Raw genomic sequence first — 17,701 nt, 5'->3', positions numbered from 1 at the left:
TTGGATTCTATACTTTAGAAGCCTAAAAGAAAGACGGGTGTAGCAATAGGTTAGTTTTTCCTTCGCTATAATCCTTTGGAAGTAATAAAAAATGAGGAATTATTTAGAAGAATTTGGTGTGCTAACCAAAGATGAAATAGATGTATTTGAAAATAAACTAGTCTATAAAAAGTTTAAAAAAGGAGATTTTTTTATCCGGGAAGGGCAAACTTGCAAAGAAGTAGCCTTTGTAGCATCAGGACTATTTAGATCTTTTTACTATTCATCTTTAGAAGAAGAAGTAACCTATTGTTTTACATTTTCCAATTCGTTTGTAACTGCTTATTCTTCTTTTTTATCTCAAAATAAAACTGTTGAAAATATTCAGGCTTTAACCGATGTTGAAATATTAACAATATCTCGAAATGAGATTTTAAAACTAGAGCAATCAAGCACCAATTGGTTGCGGTTTTTTAAACTTATTGCAGAACAGGAATATATAAAAATGGAAAAAAGAATTTTCCTGTTACAAAAGGAAACGGCCGAAAAGCGTTATAGCGACTTACTTAAAAACCAACCGGAATATTTACAGTTTATTCCCCTTAACTTTCTTGCATCTTATTTGGGCATTACCCAAAGACATCTAAGCAGAATAAGAAAGTCAATTTCAAATTAGACAAATGTCCTTTTAAAGGAGCTTAGTTGTGTGGTTCTTTGTAAAAAACATAGAACATAGATGAAACAAATACTTATAATTAATGGACATCCCGATAAAGAGAGTTTTAATTACGCATTATCAAAGGCTTATGCAAAAGGTGTAGGTAACACAGATGCAGTCTTGAGCCAAATTAATATTTCTGAATTAGACTTTGAACCTAATTTAAAATTTGGTTACCGCAAGAGAATGGACCTGGAACCCGATTTGCTTAAGGCAATTGACAAGATAAAAAAAGCTGACCATATTGTATGGATATTTCCAATGTGGTGGTATGGGTATCCGGCTATAATGAAAGGCTTTATTGATAGAACATTTCTTCCGGGAATCACTTATCAACCGGTTAAGGGTAAAGCTTTTCCCGAAAAGCTCTTAAAAGGAAAATCGGCACGTTTAATTATTACTGCCGATACGCCAAAATGGTATGATTCTCTATTTATGAAAAGCCCGGCCATAAATCAGTTTAAAAAGGGTACTTTGCAGTTTTGCGGAATTACTCCTGTAAAAGTAACTTACATCTCCCCGGTTAAAAATTCCAGTCCCGATTTTCGGAAGAAATACTTAGAAAAAATATCTTTATTGGGGGCAGGTTTAAAATAATTACTGAATTCAAGACTATATGGGAATTTACGCCTCTTAGTAACTTTAGTTTTTAGTAAGCCACAAGCTGAATAATCAAAAGGCAGTTTATAAAGTGAATAAAATATTGAAAATTATTCAGAATAAACTCAAGAACAGGGCTAGAGAAACATTGGGGTACAATACACCGCAAGAAATGATGTGTCTTGAAGGAAAAAATTATATTTGACCACGCAACTTTTAATAAGACTTTGTTGCGTTAGAACATTTAATCCAGCAATGCGAAAGACTTAATGAGCAAGAAAAATAGCATATTTATCGCAACAAGTTTAGACGGTTATATAGCTGATAAAAATGGAGGAATTGATTGGTTGCATTCCGTTCCAAATCCCAACAATGACGATATGGGATATTTGCAATTTACGAACGGGATTGACGCACTTATTATGAGGCGAAATACATTCGAAACTGTAATTGGATTTAATGTTCCATGGCCATATAACAAACCTGTTTTTGTGTTAAGTAACAAATTGAAAGAAATATCTGAATCTCATAAGGACAAGGCTTTTTTAGTCCATGGAACTTTAACCGAAATTTTAGCGCAAATTCATAAAAAAGGATATGAAAGATTATATATTGATGGAGGAAAAACAATCAGAAATTTTTTAAAAGCAGATTTAATTGATGAAATGTTATTAACAACTATTCCAATTTTACTAGGTGGCGGTTCTTCACTTTTTGGAGAATTACCTAACGAATTGAAATTTGAGTTAATTGAAACAAAAACATTTCTAAATCAAATATCGCAGAGACATTATAAACGAAAAAAATAAAATTCGAAATATCAACAAGCTCTATAGCTAATAGCAAATCAGATAGATTACAAAAGTTCTGCTCTTTGAGCAGGCAAAGCCAAAACAAAGTTTTGATGTTTAACCAATAAGTAAATTAAAAGTGAAAACGTTTGTTAAAGCTTAGAGATAAAGGAAGAATGAAGTGCTTCGAATCTACTATGCTTTTCATAAATAGACCGTTTCAGAACTCTGGCAGCAAATAAACCAAAGTGTATCTAATGAACAAAAAAATAGGAATTTTAAGAGGAATAAATGTAGGAGGAAAACGAAAAATCCTGATGGCCGATTTAAAGTTACTTTGTGAAAAATTGGGCCTGGAAAACGTAAAAACCTATATTCAAAGCGGGAACCTTATTTTTAATTCAGATAAACAAGGTTTTGAATTAGAAAACGCACTGGAGAAAGGTATTGCCCAGGAGTTCGGGTTTGATGTACCTGTAATAGTTAGAACAGAAAAAGAGCTTGAAACTTCAATATATAACAATTCTTTTTATGATAAAGATGTTGATATTAGTCAGTTGTATTTAACATTTTTAAAAGAAAAACCTGCTAAGCAACATATAGACAAAGTATCAAGCCTTGACCACGAGCCTGATAAATTCAAAATAAAAGATAAAGATGTATTTATATTATGTGAGGGTAAGTATCACAAATCAAAATTATCAAACAGTTTTTTCGAAAAGCAATTGAGGGTAGGGGCCACAACCAGAAATTGGAAAACGGTATTAAAGCTTTTGGAATTAGCGAAAAATTAATTGAATGTTACGGGCTAGTCATTTCAAATAGTATTTAAATACAATTAATACCTGAAAAAAACACCGGAGATCTAACAGGTTTCTTAATTTAAAATAAATTACCCGGTTGCAAACAAATGCGATAATAAATGGAAAGATGTTTCTGGTTTGCAGCAAGTTTCGGAATTTCGATAACTATGGGGATAAATCTCGATTATCGAGTAAAACGAGCATGCTAAATAGCCCATTTTAAAATTAGTAGGTGAAACCAGGTAACATCGGAAAAAAGTACTACATTTAGCTATACATTAGCAGATTTTGTTGCGGAATGTAACATTCCTTCAAATATAAAATATGAAAAACTGGAGTTTTAAAGTAAAGTGTAAGCCTAGCGAAATAAGTAAGAATTTGGAAGCTTCTCTCGGTGCTGCCAATGGGTTTGTGTTTACTATTAAAAACAACCAAAATGACTTAATATCTTTTAAAATTCGTAAACGGCTTCTTTATGCCTGGTATATTCTTTATCATAATAACGTGGTCGTAAAAGGAAGCTTATCTAATGCAGAAGGAAAAGGGGAAACCAATGTAAATATCTCTTTTAGCCAGCACTTATTGTGGAAGTTTGTAATATTTGTACACCTGCTTTTAGCTTTAAGTTTTGTAATAGCTATTTTTTTAGGGAGTAATGATATTGCTATGTACGTATTGGCAATTATTACTTTAGCAATTGGCGTATTCTTATGGCTTAGATTGCAGAAAAAATACGAAAGAAATATACAGGAGTATAAAGATTTGATATGTAATTTGTTATAGTTTTAAGTTGGTTGGTTTGGAGTGGAAATGAAGTGATTTTAAAAGTAAGCTGTAAATATGTCCAATCTTAGAAACGAATCAGGTTTGACTATAATGATTTCTCAGAAAATGGTACTCACCTTTTATACTTAGAAAAATTTATTTACTTCTAAAAGATCATGAAAGTATTTTTTCCAGTACATCTCCAACATAATATGCAATAAATGCCGCAATTCCTCCAAGTAAAAGGGTTTCCAGAATACCAACAATCATATTCTTTTCAGTCACCAAACTCTTAAGGGCACCTACAATAGAAAGTGCAATAGCCGTAAGAATGCAGGAGTATAAGAAAAGTTGAGAGTCCAGGCTTGAAGAGTTAGTGTTCATGAATAGATATGAAAGTAGGGGAACCGATCCTACTGCTAGAAAACTTGCAAAAGTTACTCCTGCTGTTTTATAAGGTGTTTTTTCGCCTCGAACCATTTCAAGTTCTTCTTTCATCATAGTATCTACCCATATATCTTTATTAGAGGTAATTACTTCTACCACTTGTTCTAATAGCTCTCCTTTAAAGCCCTTTTCTTTATAGATATCCCTAATTTCCTGTACTTCTTTTTCCCTAAGATTTTCAATCTCCCAGTATTCTACCTGCCGGTGTTTATCGAAGTTGTCTTTTTCTGCTTTTGTAGAGAAAAAATTACCTACAGACATGGAGAAGCCATCGGCAATTAAATTGGCTAATCCCAGTATTACTACTACTGAAATTCCCAGGCTGGCACCTTCGGCCCCGGCTACTACCGCAAATGTTGTAATGGCACCATCAATTCCACCGTACACAAATTCACCAATATATTCTTTATTGATAAATAATGCTTTTCCCCGCGAATGAAGCAGGCTTTCATCTTTCTTAGGTAGTTCTTTTGATGGCATACTGGATGTTACAAACTTTTGTTTAAGCTAAAGTTAATAGAAAATAGCGAAAATAAGGTTCCTAATTTATCATTTAAAGTTTTTATAGCGAGTTGTTTACCAATAAAAATGTCTGCGATACTATATATTATATAAAACTTTACGGACTTACGTATTTTCGAGTAAAACCAATTAAGAGCTATTGTAAGATTTTAAATAGATAGTAATTAGTAGCCTAAAGAAACTTACCAAGTAAATTAAGCCAAATATTCTTATTAAGAATTAGGAGTGATCAATGCAATCTTAGGCTGGGCGGGAGTAAGCAGATGATAAAAAAGAATAATTATTTTTTTTCAGTTTTGAGAGTCCAATGAAAATATCGTATTTTGCTTTTATTAATCCTGCTATATAATAAAACTTCATGGGAACATTAGAAAGACATCAAATAATAATAGAAAAAATTACTAAAGACGGGCAAGTCAAGGTTCAGGATTTATGTGATGAATTTGATGTTTCTTCGGTAACGGTTCGAAAAGATCTTAAGTTTTTGGAAGAGAAGGGTTTGTTGTATAGAATGCATGGTGGTGCGACCCATACCAATCCATATACAACCGATAGGCATGTGAATGAAAAGGAGAAAATTCATCTTTCGGAAAAAATGGGCATTGGTGAAGTTGCTGCAAAAATGGTTACTGCCAACGACTCTATATTAATTGCTTCAGGTACTACCGTATTATCCTTAGCCAAGAATATAAAGCCCCTGGAAAACCTTACCGTTATTACTTCAGCTTTAAATGTAGCTCTTGAATTAAATCAGCATATCGAAATAGAGGTTATTCAATTAGGGGGAATTCTTCGTAAACGTTCTTCTTCTGTAACCGGTTTATATGCAGAAAATAACCTTTCAGATTTTTCTTGCTCTAAATTGTTTTTGGGGGTAGATGGTATTGATCTTGAATTTGGTCTTACCACGGCCAATATGATGGAAGCCAGGCTTAATAGGGAAATGATTAAAGTGTCTCAAAAGACTATTGTACTGGCTGATTCCACTAAATTCGGTAAACGTGGTTTTGGTAGAATTTGCGGTTTTGATAGTATAGATGAAATTATAACAGATTCAGGAATTTCAAAATTTACCAGGGAAGCACTGGAGGAACATGGAATAAAAATTACCATCGTATAATTATTACTACTGCACGGCATTATCGAGCTAATATGGTTCGGTTTTTTCTTGAGATTTAAACAAAAGCTCTAATAAATAACTAAAGCACTTGCTTTAAGCTAATTTGGTTTACACAAAATTTTATCTTTCTCAATAAAACAATTTCTTCGGGATAGGTATGAGCGATACGGTTACTACTATACCTGTTTTTTACCCCTACTATACATAAAGGTTAGCTTTAAGTTGTTGGAAAATATCTTTTTGTGTTTTCTGTTGATTTAGTTTAATGAACTTTATAATGATTTAAAAGCTTTCCATTTTTAAAAAGCTTTCTCATATGATTCTAAAAGCATCTTTACAGATAAAGGTTATAACACTATTTGAGTTTTTAAAACAAAAGCTAATATAACCTATTAGAACAGTCAGCTTTAAAATATACCTCCTCTTTAAGGTCCCTACTATAAGGAGTTAGTTTCGTTTTGTATTTAATAATCTGTACTACAGAAGTACCATCTCTAAGGGATTTCAGGATTTTTCTTGCTATTTTTTTAATAACTTTTATACGAAAACACTATTAAAAATAACAAATAAAAATAAATGAAATATTTTTTTAGGTTTTAAATTGTTGTTTTTTGTTTTTATTTTTTACATTTGATTTTGTTAATCTAATGTGAATAAATGATTTGTTTGTAAATATTTTTTAGTCGCTATATCGATTTCGCGCTTTATTCGAGGGGTTACACAAGAATTAGTTAACCTAAAGTTAATAGAAAGACAATTTTAAGGTGCAGAAGAATTGAAAACTAAATAAAATATTTGCAAACCTAATTATGAAATTTAATTTAAAAAATTATGAAACAAATTTTACAAGGGTTTATGTTATTAACCTTAGTTCTGGGGTCTGGGTTAATACAAGCTCAGGAAAGACCAATTTCAGGTCTGGTATCTGACGAAACAGGGATACCAATACCTGGGGTTACTGTTCAGGAAAAGGGAACCTCTAAAGGAGCGGTTACCGATTTTGATGGGGAATTTTCCCTTTCAGTTTCAGACAACAATAATACTGTTTTGGTTTTTTCCTTTTTAGGTTATAAATCTAAAGAAGTAAGCATTGGGGCTAAAACCAATTTTAATATTACTCTGGAAGAGGATTCAGAAAGCTTAGATGAGGTGGTAGTTGTAGGTTATGGTACGCAAAAGGAAGAAAACCTGGTTGGTTCGGTAAGTACCGCAAACCTGGGGAATATAGAAACACGACCTTCTGCCGATATAGCCAGTTCTTTACAGGGAGCAGTTCCGGGATTAAATGTTCGCTCGGGTGCAGGTGGTGATCCTTCATCAACACCCAGTATCAATATTCGTGGTTTTAATTCTATTAATGGAGGATCTCCGCTTGTTATAATTGACGGTATAGAAGGAGACCTTGCAAACATAAATCCAAATGATATTGCAAGCGTTACGGTATTAAAAGATGCCGGTGCAGCCGCCATATATGGGGCTAGGGGTTCTTTTGGGGTTGTTTTAATAACCACTAAATCAGGAAAAGAAGGGGAGTTTAATGTAGAGTATTCCAATAACTTCGGATTTACTACAAATACCAGTAGAACAGATTTTGTTACCAATCCATATACTTATGCAAAATGGGCAGATGAAGCTATAGGGTCTTATCATAGTGGATGTTACGTTTGTTATGAAGATGAAGATTGGGAGATTGCACAACAGGTAGGGAATGGGGAGCGAGAACCCTTCTATGAGCAACAGCCTGACGGTACATATAAATTCTTCGGAAATACCGATTTCTATGATATTCTATTTAAAGACCGAAGAGCGCACCAGATAAATAATATTTCGGTTTCCGGTGGGTCTAAAAAGCTAAGAGGAGTGATTTCGGGTAGAACTTATGAGAGGGAAAAAATTCAAAATATTCAGGATGCCGAAATGAAACGATATAACCTGCAGCTTAAATTAAGTGCGAATCCTTATGAGTGGTTGGAGTTAACGGCATTGAGTAGATTTAGTAGTAGGTATGACGAGCAATATGCAGGAACAAAAAATGGTTGGGGAGATGAATTTGGAGTTAGTAAATGGCGTGACCTTTTTCCTAATCACCCGGCATTTGTAGATGGTTATGGTGTTAGTGTTGGACGTACCGGAAATGGTTATGTAGGCCGTTTAGGAGCCTTAAAGGAAGGTGCAGCGCATCGACAATGGACGTATGAAAATCAAACAAATACCCTGGGTGCTGAAATTAAACCTCTTGAAGGTTTGGTGCTTAATATGAATTATAACTATAGTATTGACAGAACAGACAGGACGTTTTCTTATAAACCATTTAGTTACCTGTCTGGAGATAAACTTGAGTTGTTAGAGGATGAAGGCTTAAACCGTCTAAATGAATATCGATGGAAAGACTATTACACTGCGATAAATATTTATGGTACTTATACCAAAAGAGTTGCAGATAAGCACAACTTTAAAGTAATGCTTGGTTTTAATCAGGAAGAGTTTGATAGGGATAGAGTAGGGATGAGAATTGAGGATTTACTTACCAGAGATAAAGCTAATATTACTTTTGGTACTGAAATGTTAGATATGGAAGGCTCTACATTAGAATGGGCCGTTCAGGGATATTTTGGACGATTTAATTATGATTACGATGGTAAATACCTTTTGGAGCTTAACGCCCGTTATGATGGATCTTCACGTTTTCCTGAGGAAAACAGGTGGGGACTATTTCCATCTATTGCCGGAGGTTGGATAATTGACAAGGAAGACTTCTGGACACCTTCAATAGAAAGTGTAATTTCTTCTTTAAAATTAAAGGCCTCTTATGGTAAGCTTGGAAACCAGAGTGTTGGTGTGAATACCTTTAGACAACTCATAGGAATGGGTAGAACTTCCTGGTTATTTAATGGTGAACAAAACAACTATGCAAGGGTGCCATCACCACTGCCGGCCAATATTGGATGGGAGAAGATAACTTCAACAAATGTTGGTCTTAATATGGGCTTTTTAAGGGATAAATTAACAACCTCTCTTGAAGTGTACGAGCGTAATACAGAAGATATGTACTTGCCCGGTCAACCCTTGCCTGCGGTATTTGGTGCATCAGAACCAAGAAGGAATTATGCAGCAATGCGAAACAGAGGTTTTGAGGTAACTGTAGGGTATAATGATGAATTTACTGTTTTAGGTTCAGAGTTATCCCTTAGTGCGAGTGCGAATGTATCAAATAACCGGGCAGAAATAACAAAATTTGATAATCCAAACGGCTTGCTGAGTACTTTTTATGAAGGTCAGGAAGTGGGTGAAATATGGGGGTATCGCATAGACGGTCAATTCCAATCAGATGAGGAAGCTGCAGCTTTTCAAAGTGAATATGGAAGAGACAACCTTTTTAGGGTGTATAGGGGAATACTTGATTATGGCTCAAATAGTGACTGGAACCTGTTAAGGGGAGGAGATCTTAAATATGTAGATGTTGATGGAGATGGTAGTATAGATAACGGTAATAATACGCTTGAAGATCACGGAGACTTAGTGCCAATTGGAAATTCTATGCCACAATTTCCTTTTGGGTTTAATATAAATGCTTCCTGGAAAAATTTTGATCTTACTGTTATTGGGCAGGGGGTTGCAAAACAAGATTGGTACCCCAACGGCCCATTGTATTGGGCAACTTTCCACAGGCCATATACATCATTTATTAGAAAAGATCTTTTAAATAAAGTTTGGGATCCGGCGCACCCTAACGATCCTAATAGAATATTTCCTCAGAGACAAAGAGCCTATAGTGCTTTAAGTTCTGGACGTATGTCGTATAATTATAATGATCACTTTTTAACCAATATTGGGTACTTAAGAATTAAAAACCTTACCCTTGGGTATACTATTCCTCCTACTTTAACCAAAAAGGTGAATATAAAAAGGTTAAGAGTTTTTCTTAGTGGAGAGAATATCTTTACCTGGAGTTTTGGAGGTTTAACAAAATATCTTGATCCTGAAGAGGTAGGAAGCCATGTAAGTTATTCAAACCCAAATAGTGTTAGCGGAAGATCGGCAACGAACACGCAATTGTACCCTATGGGCAAAACATTTTCGGCGGGCTTGCAAGTAAACCTATAAGCTTCTTTAATAATAAAAGGTTATCAAAATATATAAATCAACAATATTCAAAATGAAAACAAAAGATATACAGAAAAAAATGATTCGTGTATCGTCATTATTGGCTTTTTCTCTTCTATTGATAAGCTGTGATGCTGATATATTGGACCAGCCACCTGGGGATGCCATAACTTCGGATGAGTTTTTTAATACAGGTGCTGATCTTGAAGCTTACACCAATGATTTATATGGTGTTTTGCCAACAAAATCGGTGTATATGGACGATTCAGATTCCGATAATATTTTAGGTGTAAGTGCCGGGGATAGGTTAAGAGGAACACGAAGGGTGCCAACCGATAGGGGGAGCGGAGGCTGGTCCTGGGGGCACCTAAGAAGAATTAATTATTTCCTGGAGAATTATAATAGGGTAGATGATGCACAGGCTACGGCAAAATATTCGGGAATAGCAAAGTTTTTTAGAGCTTACTTTTACTTCGAAAAAGTACAACGATTTGGAGCAGTGCCATGGTACGGTGAAGTTATAAATCAGGACGACGAAGAGCTATTGACCAAAGGTAGGGATTCACGACAGTTGGTAATGGATTCTATTATAGCTGATATTGATTATGCTATTGAAAATATTCCGGCAGAAAAGGAATTAAATCGTATAACTAAATATACTGCACTTATTTTAAAGGCCAGGATTGGACTTTATGAAGGTACATTTAGAAAGTATCATGGGATAGACGACTATGAAAGATTCCTGGAAGGTGCAGCTTCAGCAGCTAAAGAGCTAATGGATTCAGGAGCCTATGAGCTTTATACCAGCGGTGGTACAGATAGGGCATATTTAGATCTTTTCGCTATGGAAGATCAGAATACGACTGAAACCATTTTGGCAGTAGATTATGAGTTTGGATTAAGAACTCATGACCTGGCTTATAGAATGACGGCACCAACCCAGGGAAGATGGGGCTTAGCAAAAGATTTAGTGAATAGTTATTTGATGACCGATGGTTCTTCATTTACAGATCAACCAGGTTATGAAACAATGGAGTTTTATGAAGAAATGCAGAATCGTGACCCCAGATTGACACAAACCACTGCAGGTCCTAACTTTGCTACCTATGGTTCTGAAGAACGTGAGCCTGTAAATTTAGATATTACCAGAACGGGTTATCGTATAATAAAAGCATTACCACCAAAAGGACCGCAATGGGGATCTGGCGGATCATTTAACGACGTGATACTATTTCGTTACGCCGAAGCTTTGCTAATCTATGCTGAAGCTAGAGCAGAACTGGGAACATTGACACAGGGAGATTTAGATATTTCCATAAACAAGTTAAGGGATCGCGTAGGTTTACCTCATTTGAATATGGCTGAAGCCAATGCAAATCCAGATTCATACCAGGAAAGCCTTTATGAAAATATTGAAGGACCTAATAAAGGAGTAATCCTGGAAATACGTCGCGAACGAAGAGTGGAAATGGTAAATGAAGGACTTCGTTGGGACGACCTTATGAGGTGGAAAGAAGGCCAAAAAATTGAAGCTCCAATAGAAGGGATTTACTTCGCAGAATTAGGTGCCCATGATTTTAATAATGATGGTAAGTTTGATGTATATGTACACGATGGGGACACTTCTGGTGCACCAGATGAAGTGAGCACTATGGTGAATATCAATGAAAGGCCCTTAACCGAAGGTGACTACGGGAACATGCTTTTATTTGAAGGTGGTAATTTTGACGAAAATAGGGATTATTTCTACCCGCTGCCACTTGAAGATTTGGAGCTTAATGATAATTTAGAGCAAAATCCCGGCTGGTAATTGAGAAAGGTTAAAAAAGAGTAAACTGAGGCAAGCTCACGAAGCCTTGGTTGGAAACAAATTTTTAATTTAGTGGCAAGCTTAGGGATATTATACCCTTTGGCGGTACCAATAAAATATTTGAATAGGTGATTGGTCTAAGGATTGATTAGCAAAACCTGCCGTAATTACTACGGCAGGTTTAATTTGTTAGGTCTTAACAGATGTTTTTTATTTCTAGGCTAAAGTGGCAATAGCTCCAGAAATCACCAATTATTATAATTAAAAAGATTGCTTTTAAACTTCTCTTAATGTGGCCATATTAATGTATTAATCTTATTAACCGGCTAATTGATCTAGCTGATGAATATTAATCAAAATTTCAATAAAAAATGAAAATTACTAAATTACTGTTATGCTTATTTCTTATATCTTCCTTGAGTTGTAAGAACAAAAATGAAACTAATAAAAATGAGCATTCTAAAGATGAAATTTCCCAATTAGATGTAGAAGTTCAAGGACATAGGGGAGACCGAGGAAATTTCCCTGAAAATTCTATTCCCGCTTTTCTAAGTGCGGTGAAAAAGGGTGCTGATGTTCTGGAATTGGATGTTGTGGTTTCTAAGGATAAGAAGATTGTTGTTTCTCACGAACCTATTATGTTAGCTTTATATATGTTGACTCCAGAAGGAGATAGTATAGCTAAAGAAGATGAGAAGGATTATAATCTTTATAAAATGGATTATGATAGTATTAAAGAGTTTGATAGCGGCTCCAGAAAAAACCGCTTATTTCCAGATCAAAAGCTTCAAAAGAGTTATAAACCTTTATTAAGTGAGGTAATAGATACAGTAGAAAATTATATTAAATCTAATAATCTTGATGAGGTTAAATATAATATTGAAATTAAATCTTCTAAAAAGAATTACGGGATTTATCAGCCTAATCCAAATGAATTTGTAGACCTGGTAATGAATTTACTGGAAGAAAAAAATATAAAGAATAAGGTTAATCTACAATCGTTTGATGTAAATGTTCTAAAAATTTTAAATGAGAAGTATCCAGATGTTGAACTTGCTTATTTAGTGTCTAAAGAAGGGGTAGATAAGAATTTAAAGAAACTGGGTTTTACTCCAGATATCTACAGTCCTAGCCATAAGCTGCTTAAAAGTAATTTGGTGGTAGATTCTATTAAAGAGCAAAATATGGAATTGATTCCCTGGACCGTAAATGAAGAAAAAGATATAAAAAGAATGTTGGAATTAGAGGTTGATGGTATTATTACAGATTACCCTGAAAGGGTATTGAATAAAATATAGTTTTAGCCAAATTACCCGGTGAGATTAAAAAAGAGAGGATATAGTCCTCTCTTTTTTAATTTGAAATACCGTTGGATTATATTCTTAATTCAAGTAGTCTTGAAGAATTTGTGCCCAGGTTTTATAAGCGGTGGCGTTTAAGTGTAAACCTTCTTCAGTAAATTTTTTGCTTAAGCGGTCTTCTTCATCCAGAAAGTGAGGATGAAGATCAATAAAGTTAACATTATAAGTTTGCGCTAATTTTTCTAACTCCTTGTTAATAGCCAGTATATGTTCATCTTTGTTGTAATGGTTCTTATATCGTGTAAATGTATTATTTACAGGTAAAATACTTTGAATAAATACCTCTGTTTCGGGGCTTCCATTTTTTATTCTATCTATTATTTTTTCATAGTTGGAAACAATTATCTCATCTGGATAATTTCTTGCAATATCATTTATGCCAATAAGGATAAAAACCTTTGCAGGTTCTCCTTCTATAACTTCATCCAATCTCTCCAAAATACCAAAGGTAGTATCACCCGAGATGCCACGATTTTTCGCATTGGGTAGTCCTAACAGTTCACTCCAACTGGTTCCGGCAGTAATGCTGTTGCCTAAAAATATTATATCTTCTTTAGAATTTGGGTAGCTTTCAAATTGATTTACCTGAATATGATAATTTCTGGGTCTGTGTAAACTATCAATACTAATATTTTGGGAAACCATTGCCGTGGTTGTAAGTAGAAGGATTGCAAATGAAAAATTTCTAAATTTCATTTTCTATATTTTAAAATTTACATATTTATTTTAGTCTTTAACCTATGCCTGGGACTTTGCTAAATCTAATATTTTTTAAAGATGCCAGTTAGTGTGTATTTATTGATCTAGCATTTTGTGCAAAGGTCTACCGCTAGTTCCGTTGGGAAAGGCAATACCTAAAATACTAGCTACCGTTGGTGCAATGTCTGGGATTTCAGAACGTTCTGTGGTACTTCCTTGTTTTACACCTGCACCAAAAAAGATAAGAGGGGCGTGGGTGTCGTAAGTAAGACCACTACCATGAGTAGAACCGGTTTTGGGGTATACAATAGTCGCAGGATTCAAAACAAAAACCACATCCCCGCTGCGTTTCTGATTAAAACCATTTTGAATTAACTCCCTAATACCACTGCTAAAGTTTGCACCTAAAAGCTGTTTGCGTGTTATAACTTTATCAATTTGCTCTTGCTGAATACAAAACAAGGCTACAGAATTTTGTAATTCTTCACTGCTAATATTGGCTTCTTTAAGTTTTTTATAATTAAAAAATACCTGTCCATTAGAGACATCCTGAATTAAATTGTCTTTGCCAAATTCACTAAAAACATGTTTTTTTAGAGCTTGTGTAAATTTTAAATCATTAAAATATCCCCCGGGAATTTTAACCGATTGTAAATAGGAAGGTACATTCACCGCGCCGTGGTCGGCAGTAAGGAATATAGTGTATGCTCCTTTGCCTATATTCTTGTCCAGAAAATTCAATATCTCTGCTATGTTTTTATCCAGGCGTAGATAAGTGTCTTCAATTTCTTTAGAGTTTACCCCAAAATTATGGCCAACATAGTCTGTACTGGAAAAGCTTAAGGTTAAAAAATCAGTAATTTCGTCTTCGCCAAGTTTTTCTCCTTTTATTGCAGCCAGTGCAAAATCGGTGGTTAGATCGTTACCAAAAGGAGTAGCGCTTATGATACCAAAGTTTCCATTCTTGCTACTTAAGGCTTTTAAATTATATGGAAAGGTCGCTTTTTCTTTGCCTTTAAACCCGGCTTCAAAATTGTTTTCGTCTATTCCACTTTCAGTATAAGTTTCTATATCATAAAGTGTATTCCATTCTTTTAGGTAAGATTTAACTTTCCCTGAATCATTGAAATCACGAACCCATTTTGGCAAATCATCTCTATAGAAAGAACTTGTAATGAAACGCCCTTCCTTTCCTCCAGAAAACCAATAAGCAGCATTTGCAGTGTGGCCGGCGGGCAAAATAGAGCCACGATCTTTTAAGGCCACCCCAATTGTTTTTCCCTTCATTTGGGTATGCAGCCTGTTTTGATCGGCTATTGTGGTAGTTTTAAGTAAGACCGGAGACATTTTTCCTGCATCAGAATTAGTTCCAATAGGAGTAACCGAGGCATCATCGGTACAGTATACAGATTCACCTTTTACTTTGTCGAACCAATTATTACCAATAATACCATGGTTCATTGGGGTAGTTCCGGTCCACACAGAAGCATGCCCCGGTCCTGTATAGGTGGGAACGTAATTAAAATGGTGATTTTTAAAATTATAGCCTTCGCTAACTAGTCGCTTAAAGCCGTTTTCTTCAAATCGTTCCCAAAACCTCGTAAGGTAATCGTATCGCATTTGGTCTACTACGATTCCTACTACCAGTTTAGGTTTTTGGATGTTATTTTGTTGTTGGGCATAATTTTTTGTTATAAATAGGAGGCAAAAAATTAAAAGATACTTAGCTTTCATCTAGAGCGGTTTTATTTAATTATTTAAGAAAAGGTATGCTATTGCTGCTATGGAGGCACCAATTACAGGCCCAATAATGGGAATCCAGGAGTAGTTCCAGTCACTTTTGCATTTATTTTTTATAGGTACCAGAGAATGAACTATTCTCGGTCCTAAATCTCTTGCTGGATTAATAGCATAGCCCGTGGTGCCGCCTAAAGAAAGGCCAATAGCCCACACCAAAAAGGCTACCGGGATTGCTCCCAGTGACCCCATACCTATTGGGGTCTCACTTTCATTTCCCATTACAGGATTTGTGACATAGAATATTACAAATATTAGAGTGAAAGTTCCAATGATTTCACTCAATAGATTTGAAAACTTATTCCGTATTGCCGGGGCTGTACTAAATGCTGCCAGGTGAAGGTTGGAATTGGTGGTACAATTAAAGTGTTGCCTATAAATAGCCCACACCAAAAAGCTCCCGGCCATTGCTCCCAGCATTTGGGCTCCAATAAATATTGGGACTTTCTCCCAGGGAAACTCGCCGGCTATAGCTAAGCCTAGTGTAACTGCCGGATTAATATGCGCCCCACTATAGGGCGCAGCAATTACAACGCCCGTAAAGACGGCCAGTGCCCAACCGGTAGTAATAACTATCCAGCCGCTATCATTTCCTTTGGTTCCTTTTAAAACCACGTTGGCTACCACGCCATTTCCCATTAATATTAAGAACATGGTGCCAATAAATTCAGCCGTAAATTCATTCATAATACTTTAATTTTTAGACCAACAATTAGTAGTTTTTACAGCTCGTTGCCAACCATTAAGCATTTCCTGAACAGGAATTTTATCATTCGGATTAAAACTCTCCATAACTTTCCACTTAGATTTAATCTCTTCAATATCCTTCCATATTCCAGCTCCTAAACCTGCTAAATACGCAGCACCCAATGCAGTAGTTTCTGTAGTTTCAGGTCGTAAAATGCGAGTACTCAAAATATCAGCTTGAATTTGCATTAAAAGTGAATTTACAGTGGCTCCTCCATCTACTCTTAATTCTTTAATTTTAATTTCGCTATCGGCTTCCATAGCTTTTACAACATCATAAGTTTGATAAGCTATGCTTTCTAATGAGGCTCTTGCAATATGGCTTTGGTTGCTTCCTCTGGTAATTCCTACAATAGTGCCACGTGCGTGTTGATTCCAGTGTGGTGCACCCAAACCTGCAAAAGCAGGTACAAGATAAAGCCCGTCTGTAGTTTCTACCTGTTCAGCCAATGCTTCAATATCTGCAGCCGAAGAAATCAATCCCATGCCATCACGTAACCATTGTACAACCGCTCCCGCAATAAAAATACTTCCCTCAAAAGCATAATTTACTTTATCACCTATTTTCCAGGCGATGGTAGTTATTAATTTATTTTTTGAAATTATGGGCTGGTCACCAATATTCATTAATAAAAAACATCCGGTACCATACGTATTTTTTGCCATTCCTTTTTCGGTACACATTTGGCCAAATAGGGCGGCGTGTTGATCTCCGGCAATACCGGTGATAGGAATTTTTTTTGAAAAAATTTCTCCGGAGGTCTCAGAAAGTTTACCACTGGAATCACAAACTTTGGGAAGCATGCTTTTTGGGATTTCAAATAACTCCAATAACTCTTCATCCCAGTCTAAGGTGTGAATATTAAAAAGTAAGGTTCTTGATGCATTGGTTACATCGGTTAGGTGATCTTTACCATTGGTTAAATTCCAAACAAGCCACGAATCAACAGTACCCAATGCCAATTTGCCGGCTTTTGCTTTTTCTTTCGCGCCTACAACGTTTTCGAGTATCCACCTAACTTTGGTTGCCAGGAAGTAAGCATCTAATACCAAGCCTGTTTTTTGTTGTACCATGGCTTCGTGACCTTCAATTTTTAAAGCATCGCAGTAATCTGAAGTTCTTCTATCTTGCCATACAATAGCATTATATATGGGGGCTCCGGTTTCACGATCCCAAACTACGGTGGTTTCCCTTTGGTTGGTTATCCCTATTGCATGAATATCATCTGATTTTAATTTAGCCTTAGAAACAACTTCGGCTGCAACGCTAATTTGTGATGACCAAATCTCATCGGGATCATGTTCTACCCAGCCTGGTTTGGGAAAGATTTGTTTAAACTCTTTTTGCGCAACGGAAATTGGATCCCCATGCTCGTTAAATACTATTGCCCTGGAGCTTGTGGTACCCTGGTCAAATGATAATATATGTTTTTTCATA

Annotated in this window: 14 protein-coding genes; 9 read left to right on the top strand and 5 right to left on the bottom strand. The window is 35.4% G+C overall.

What is annotated here, in order from left to right:
- Positions 1-91 precede the first annotated feature (91 nt).
- From GUB10_RS12180 to GUB10_RS12160, 5 genes are all read left to right on the top strand, one after another.
- Positions 92-655 (top strand): Crp/Fnr family transcriptional regulator, encoded by a 564-nt coding sequence (locus GUB10_RS12180; RefSeq protein WP_193711735.1) that lies wholly within the window; start codon positions 92-94, stop codon positions 653-655.
- 60 nt (positions 656-715) lie between these two features.
- A complete protein-coding gene (locus GUB10_RS12175) occupies positions 716-1,294 on the top strand; it encodes an NAD(P)H-dependent oxidoreductase (protein ID WP_193711734.1) in 579 nt (192 codons plus the stop codon).
- Positions 1,295-1,566: 272 nt separating this feature from the next.
- A complete protein-coding gene (locus GUB10_RS12170) occupies positions 1,567-2,106 on the top strand; it encodes a dihydrofolate reductase family protein (RefSeq protein WP_193711733.1) in 540 nt (179 codons plus the stop codon).
- A 239-nt stretch (positions 2,107-2,345) separates the two neighbouring features.
- Positions 2,346-2,882 (top strand): DUF1697 domain-containing protein, encoded by a 537-nt coding sequence (locus GUB10_RS12165; RefSeq protein WP_193711732.1) that lies wholly within the window; start codon positions 2,346-2,348, stop codon positions 2,880-2,882.
- Between the two features lie 333 nt (positions 2,883-3,215).
- The gene (locus GUB10_RS12160) at positions 3,216-3,674 is read left to right on the top strand and encodes a DUF423 domain-containing protein (RefSeq protein WP_193711731.1); all 459 of its coding nucleotides are present in this window, start codon (positions 3,216-3,218) and stop codon (positions 3,672-3,674) included.
- Between the two features lie 156 nt (positions 3,675-3,830).
- Here the strand turns inward: GUB10_RS12160 and GUB10_RS12155 are convergent, their stop codons facing one another.
- Positions 3,831-4,583, bottom strand: a complete 753-nt coding sequence (locus tag GUB10_RS12155) for a VIT1/CCC1 transporter family protein (protein ID WP_193711730.1) — start codon at positions 4,581-4,583, stop codon at positions 3,831-3,833.
- Positions 4,584-4,983: 400 nt separating this feature from the next.
- Here GUB10_RS12155 and GUB10_RS12150 point away from each other — a divergent pair, with 400 nt between their 5' ends.
- The 4 genes from GUB10_RS12150 (at position 4,984) to GUB10_RS12135 (ending at position 12,957) form a co-directional block, all read left to right on the top strand.
- The gene (locus GUB10_RS12150) at positions 4,984-5,745 is read left to right on the top strand and encodes a DeoR/GlpR family DNA-binding transcription regulator (RefSeq protein WP_193711729.1); all 762 of its coding nucleotides are present in this window, start codon (positions 4,984-4,986) and stop codon (positions 5,743-5,745) included.
- A gap of 831 nt (positions 5,746-6,576) precedes the next feature.
- Entirely contained in the window at positions 6,577-9,849 is a 3,273-nt protein-coding gene (locus GUB10_RS12145; RefSeq protein WP_193711728.1) for a TonB-dependent receptor, read from the top strand.
- A gap of 52 nt (positions 9,850-9,901) precedes the next feature.
- On the top strand, positions 9,902-11,659 hold the full coding sequence (locus tag GUB10_RS12140) for a RagB/SusD family nutrient uptake outer membrane protein (RefSeq protein WP_227740384.1): 1,758 nt from the start codon (positions 9,902-9,904) through the stop codon (positions 11,657-11,659).
- A 371-nt stretch (positions 11,660-12,030) separates the two neighbouring features.
- Positions 12,031-12,957, top strand: a complete 927-nt coding sequence (locus GUB10_RS12135) for a glycerophosphodiester phosphodiesterase family protein (protein WP_193711727.1) — start codon at positions 12,031-12,033, stop codon at positions 12,955-12,957.
- 84 nt (positions 12,958-13,041) lie between these two features.
- Here the strand turns inward: GUB10_RS12135 and GUB10_RS12130 are convergent, their stop codons facing one another.
- The 4 genes from GUB10_RS12130 to glpK all read right to left on the bottom strand — a co-directional run bounded on the left by GUB10_RS12130 (position 13,042) and on the right by glpK (position 17,700).
- On the bottom strand, positions 13,042-13,716 hold the full coding sequence (locus GUB10_RS12130; protein ID WP_193711726.1) for a GDSL-type esterase/lipase family protein: 675 nt from the start codon (positions 13,714-13,716) through the stop codon (positions 13,042-13,044).
- Positions 13,717-13,815: 99 nt separating this feature from the next.
- Entirely contained in the window at positions 13,816-15,453 is a 1,638-nt protein-coding gene (pafA, locus tag GUB10_RS12125) for an alkaline phosphatase PafA (protein ID WP_193711725.1), read from the bottom strand.
- A 15-nt stretch (positions 15,454-15,468) separates the two neighbouring features.
- Positions 15,469-16,203: an MIP/aquaporin family protein gene (locus GUB10_RS12120; protein ID WP_193711724.1), complete on the bottom strand. Its 735-nt coding sequence runs from the start codon at positions 16,201-16,203 to the stop codon at positions 15,469-15,471.
- A gap of 6 nt (positions 16,204-16,209) precedes the next feature.
- Positions 16,210-17,700, bottom strand: a complete 1,491-nt coding sequence (gene glpK / locus GUB10_RS12115) for a glycerol kinase GlpK (protein WP_193711723.1) — start codon at positions 17,698-17,700, stop codon at positions 16,210-16,212.
- Position 17,701: the final 1 nt, after the last annotated feature.

Source organism: Salegentibacter sp. BLCTC (genome assembly GCF_015143665.1).
In the GTDB taxonomy this organism is placed as follows: domain Bacteria; phylum Bacteroidota; class Bacteroidia; order Flavobacteriales; family Flavobacteriaceae; genus Salegentibacter; species Salegentibacter maritimus.
The sequence above is the reverse complement of the archived record's forward strand: the minus strand, read 5'-3'. Positions and strand labels throughout refer to the sequence as shown.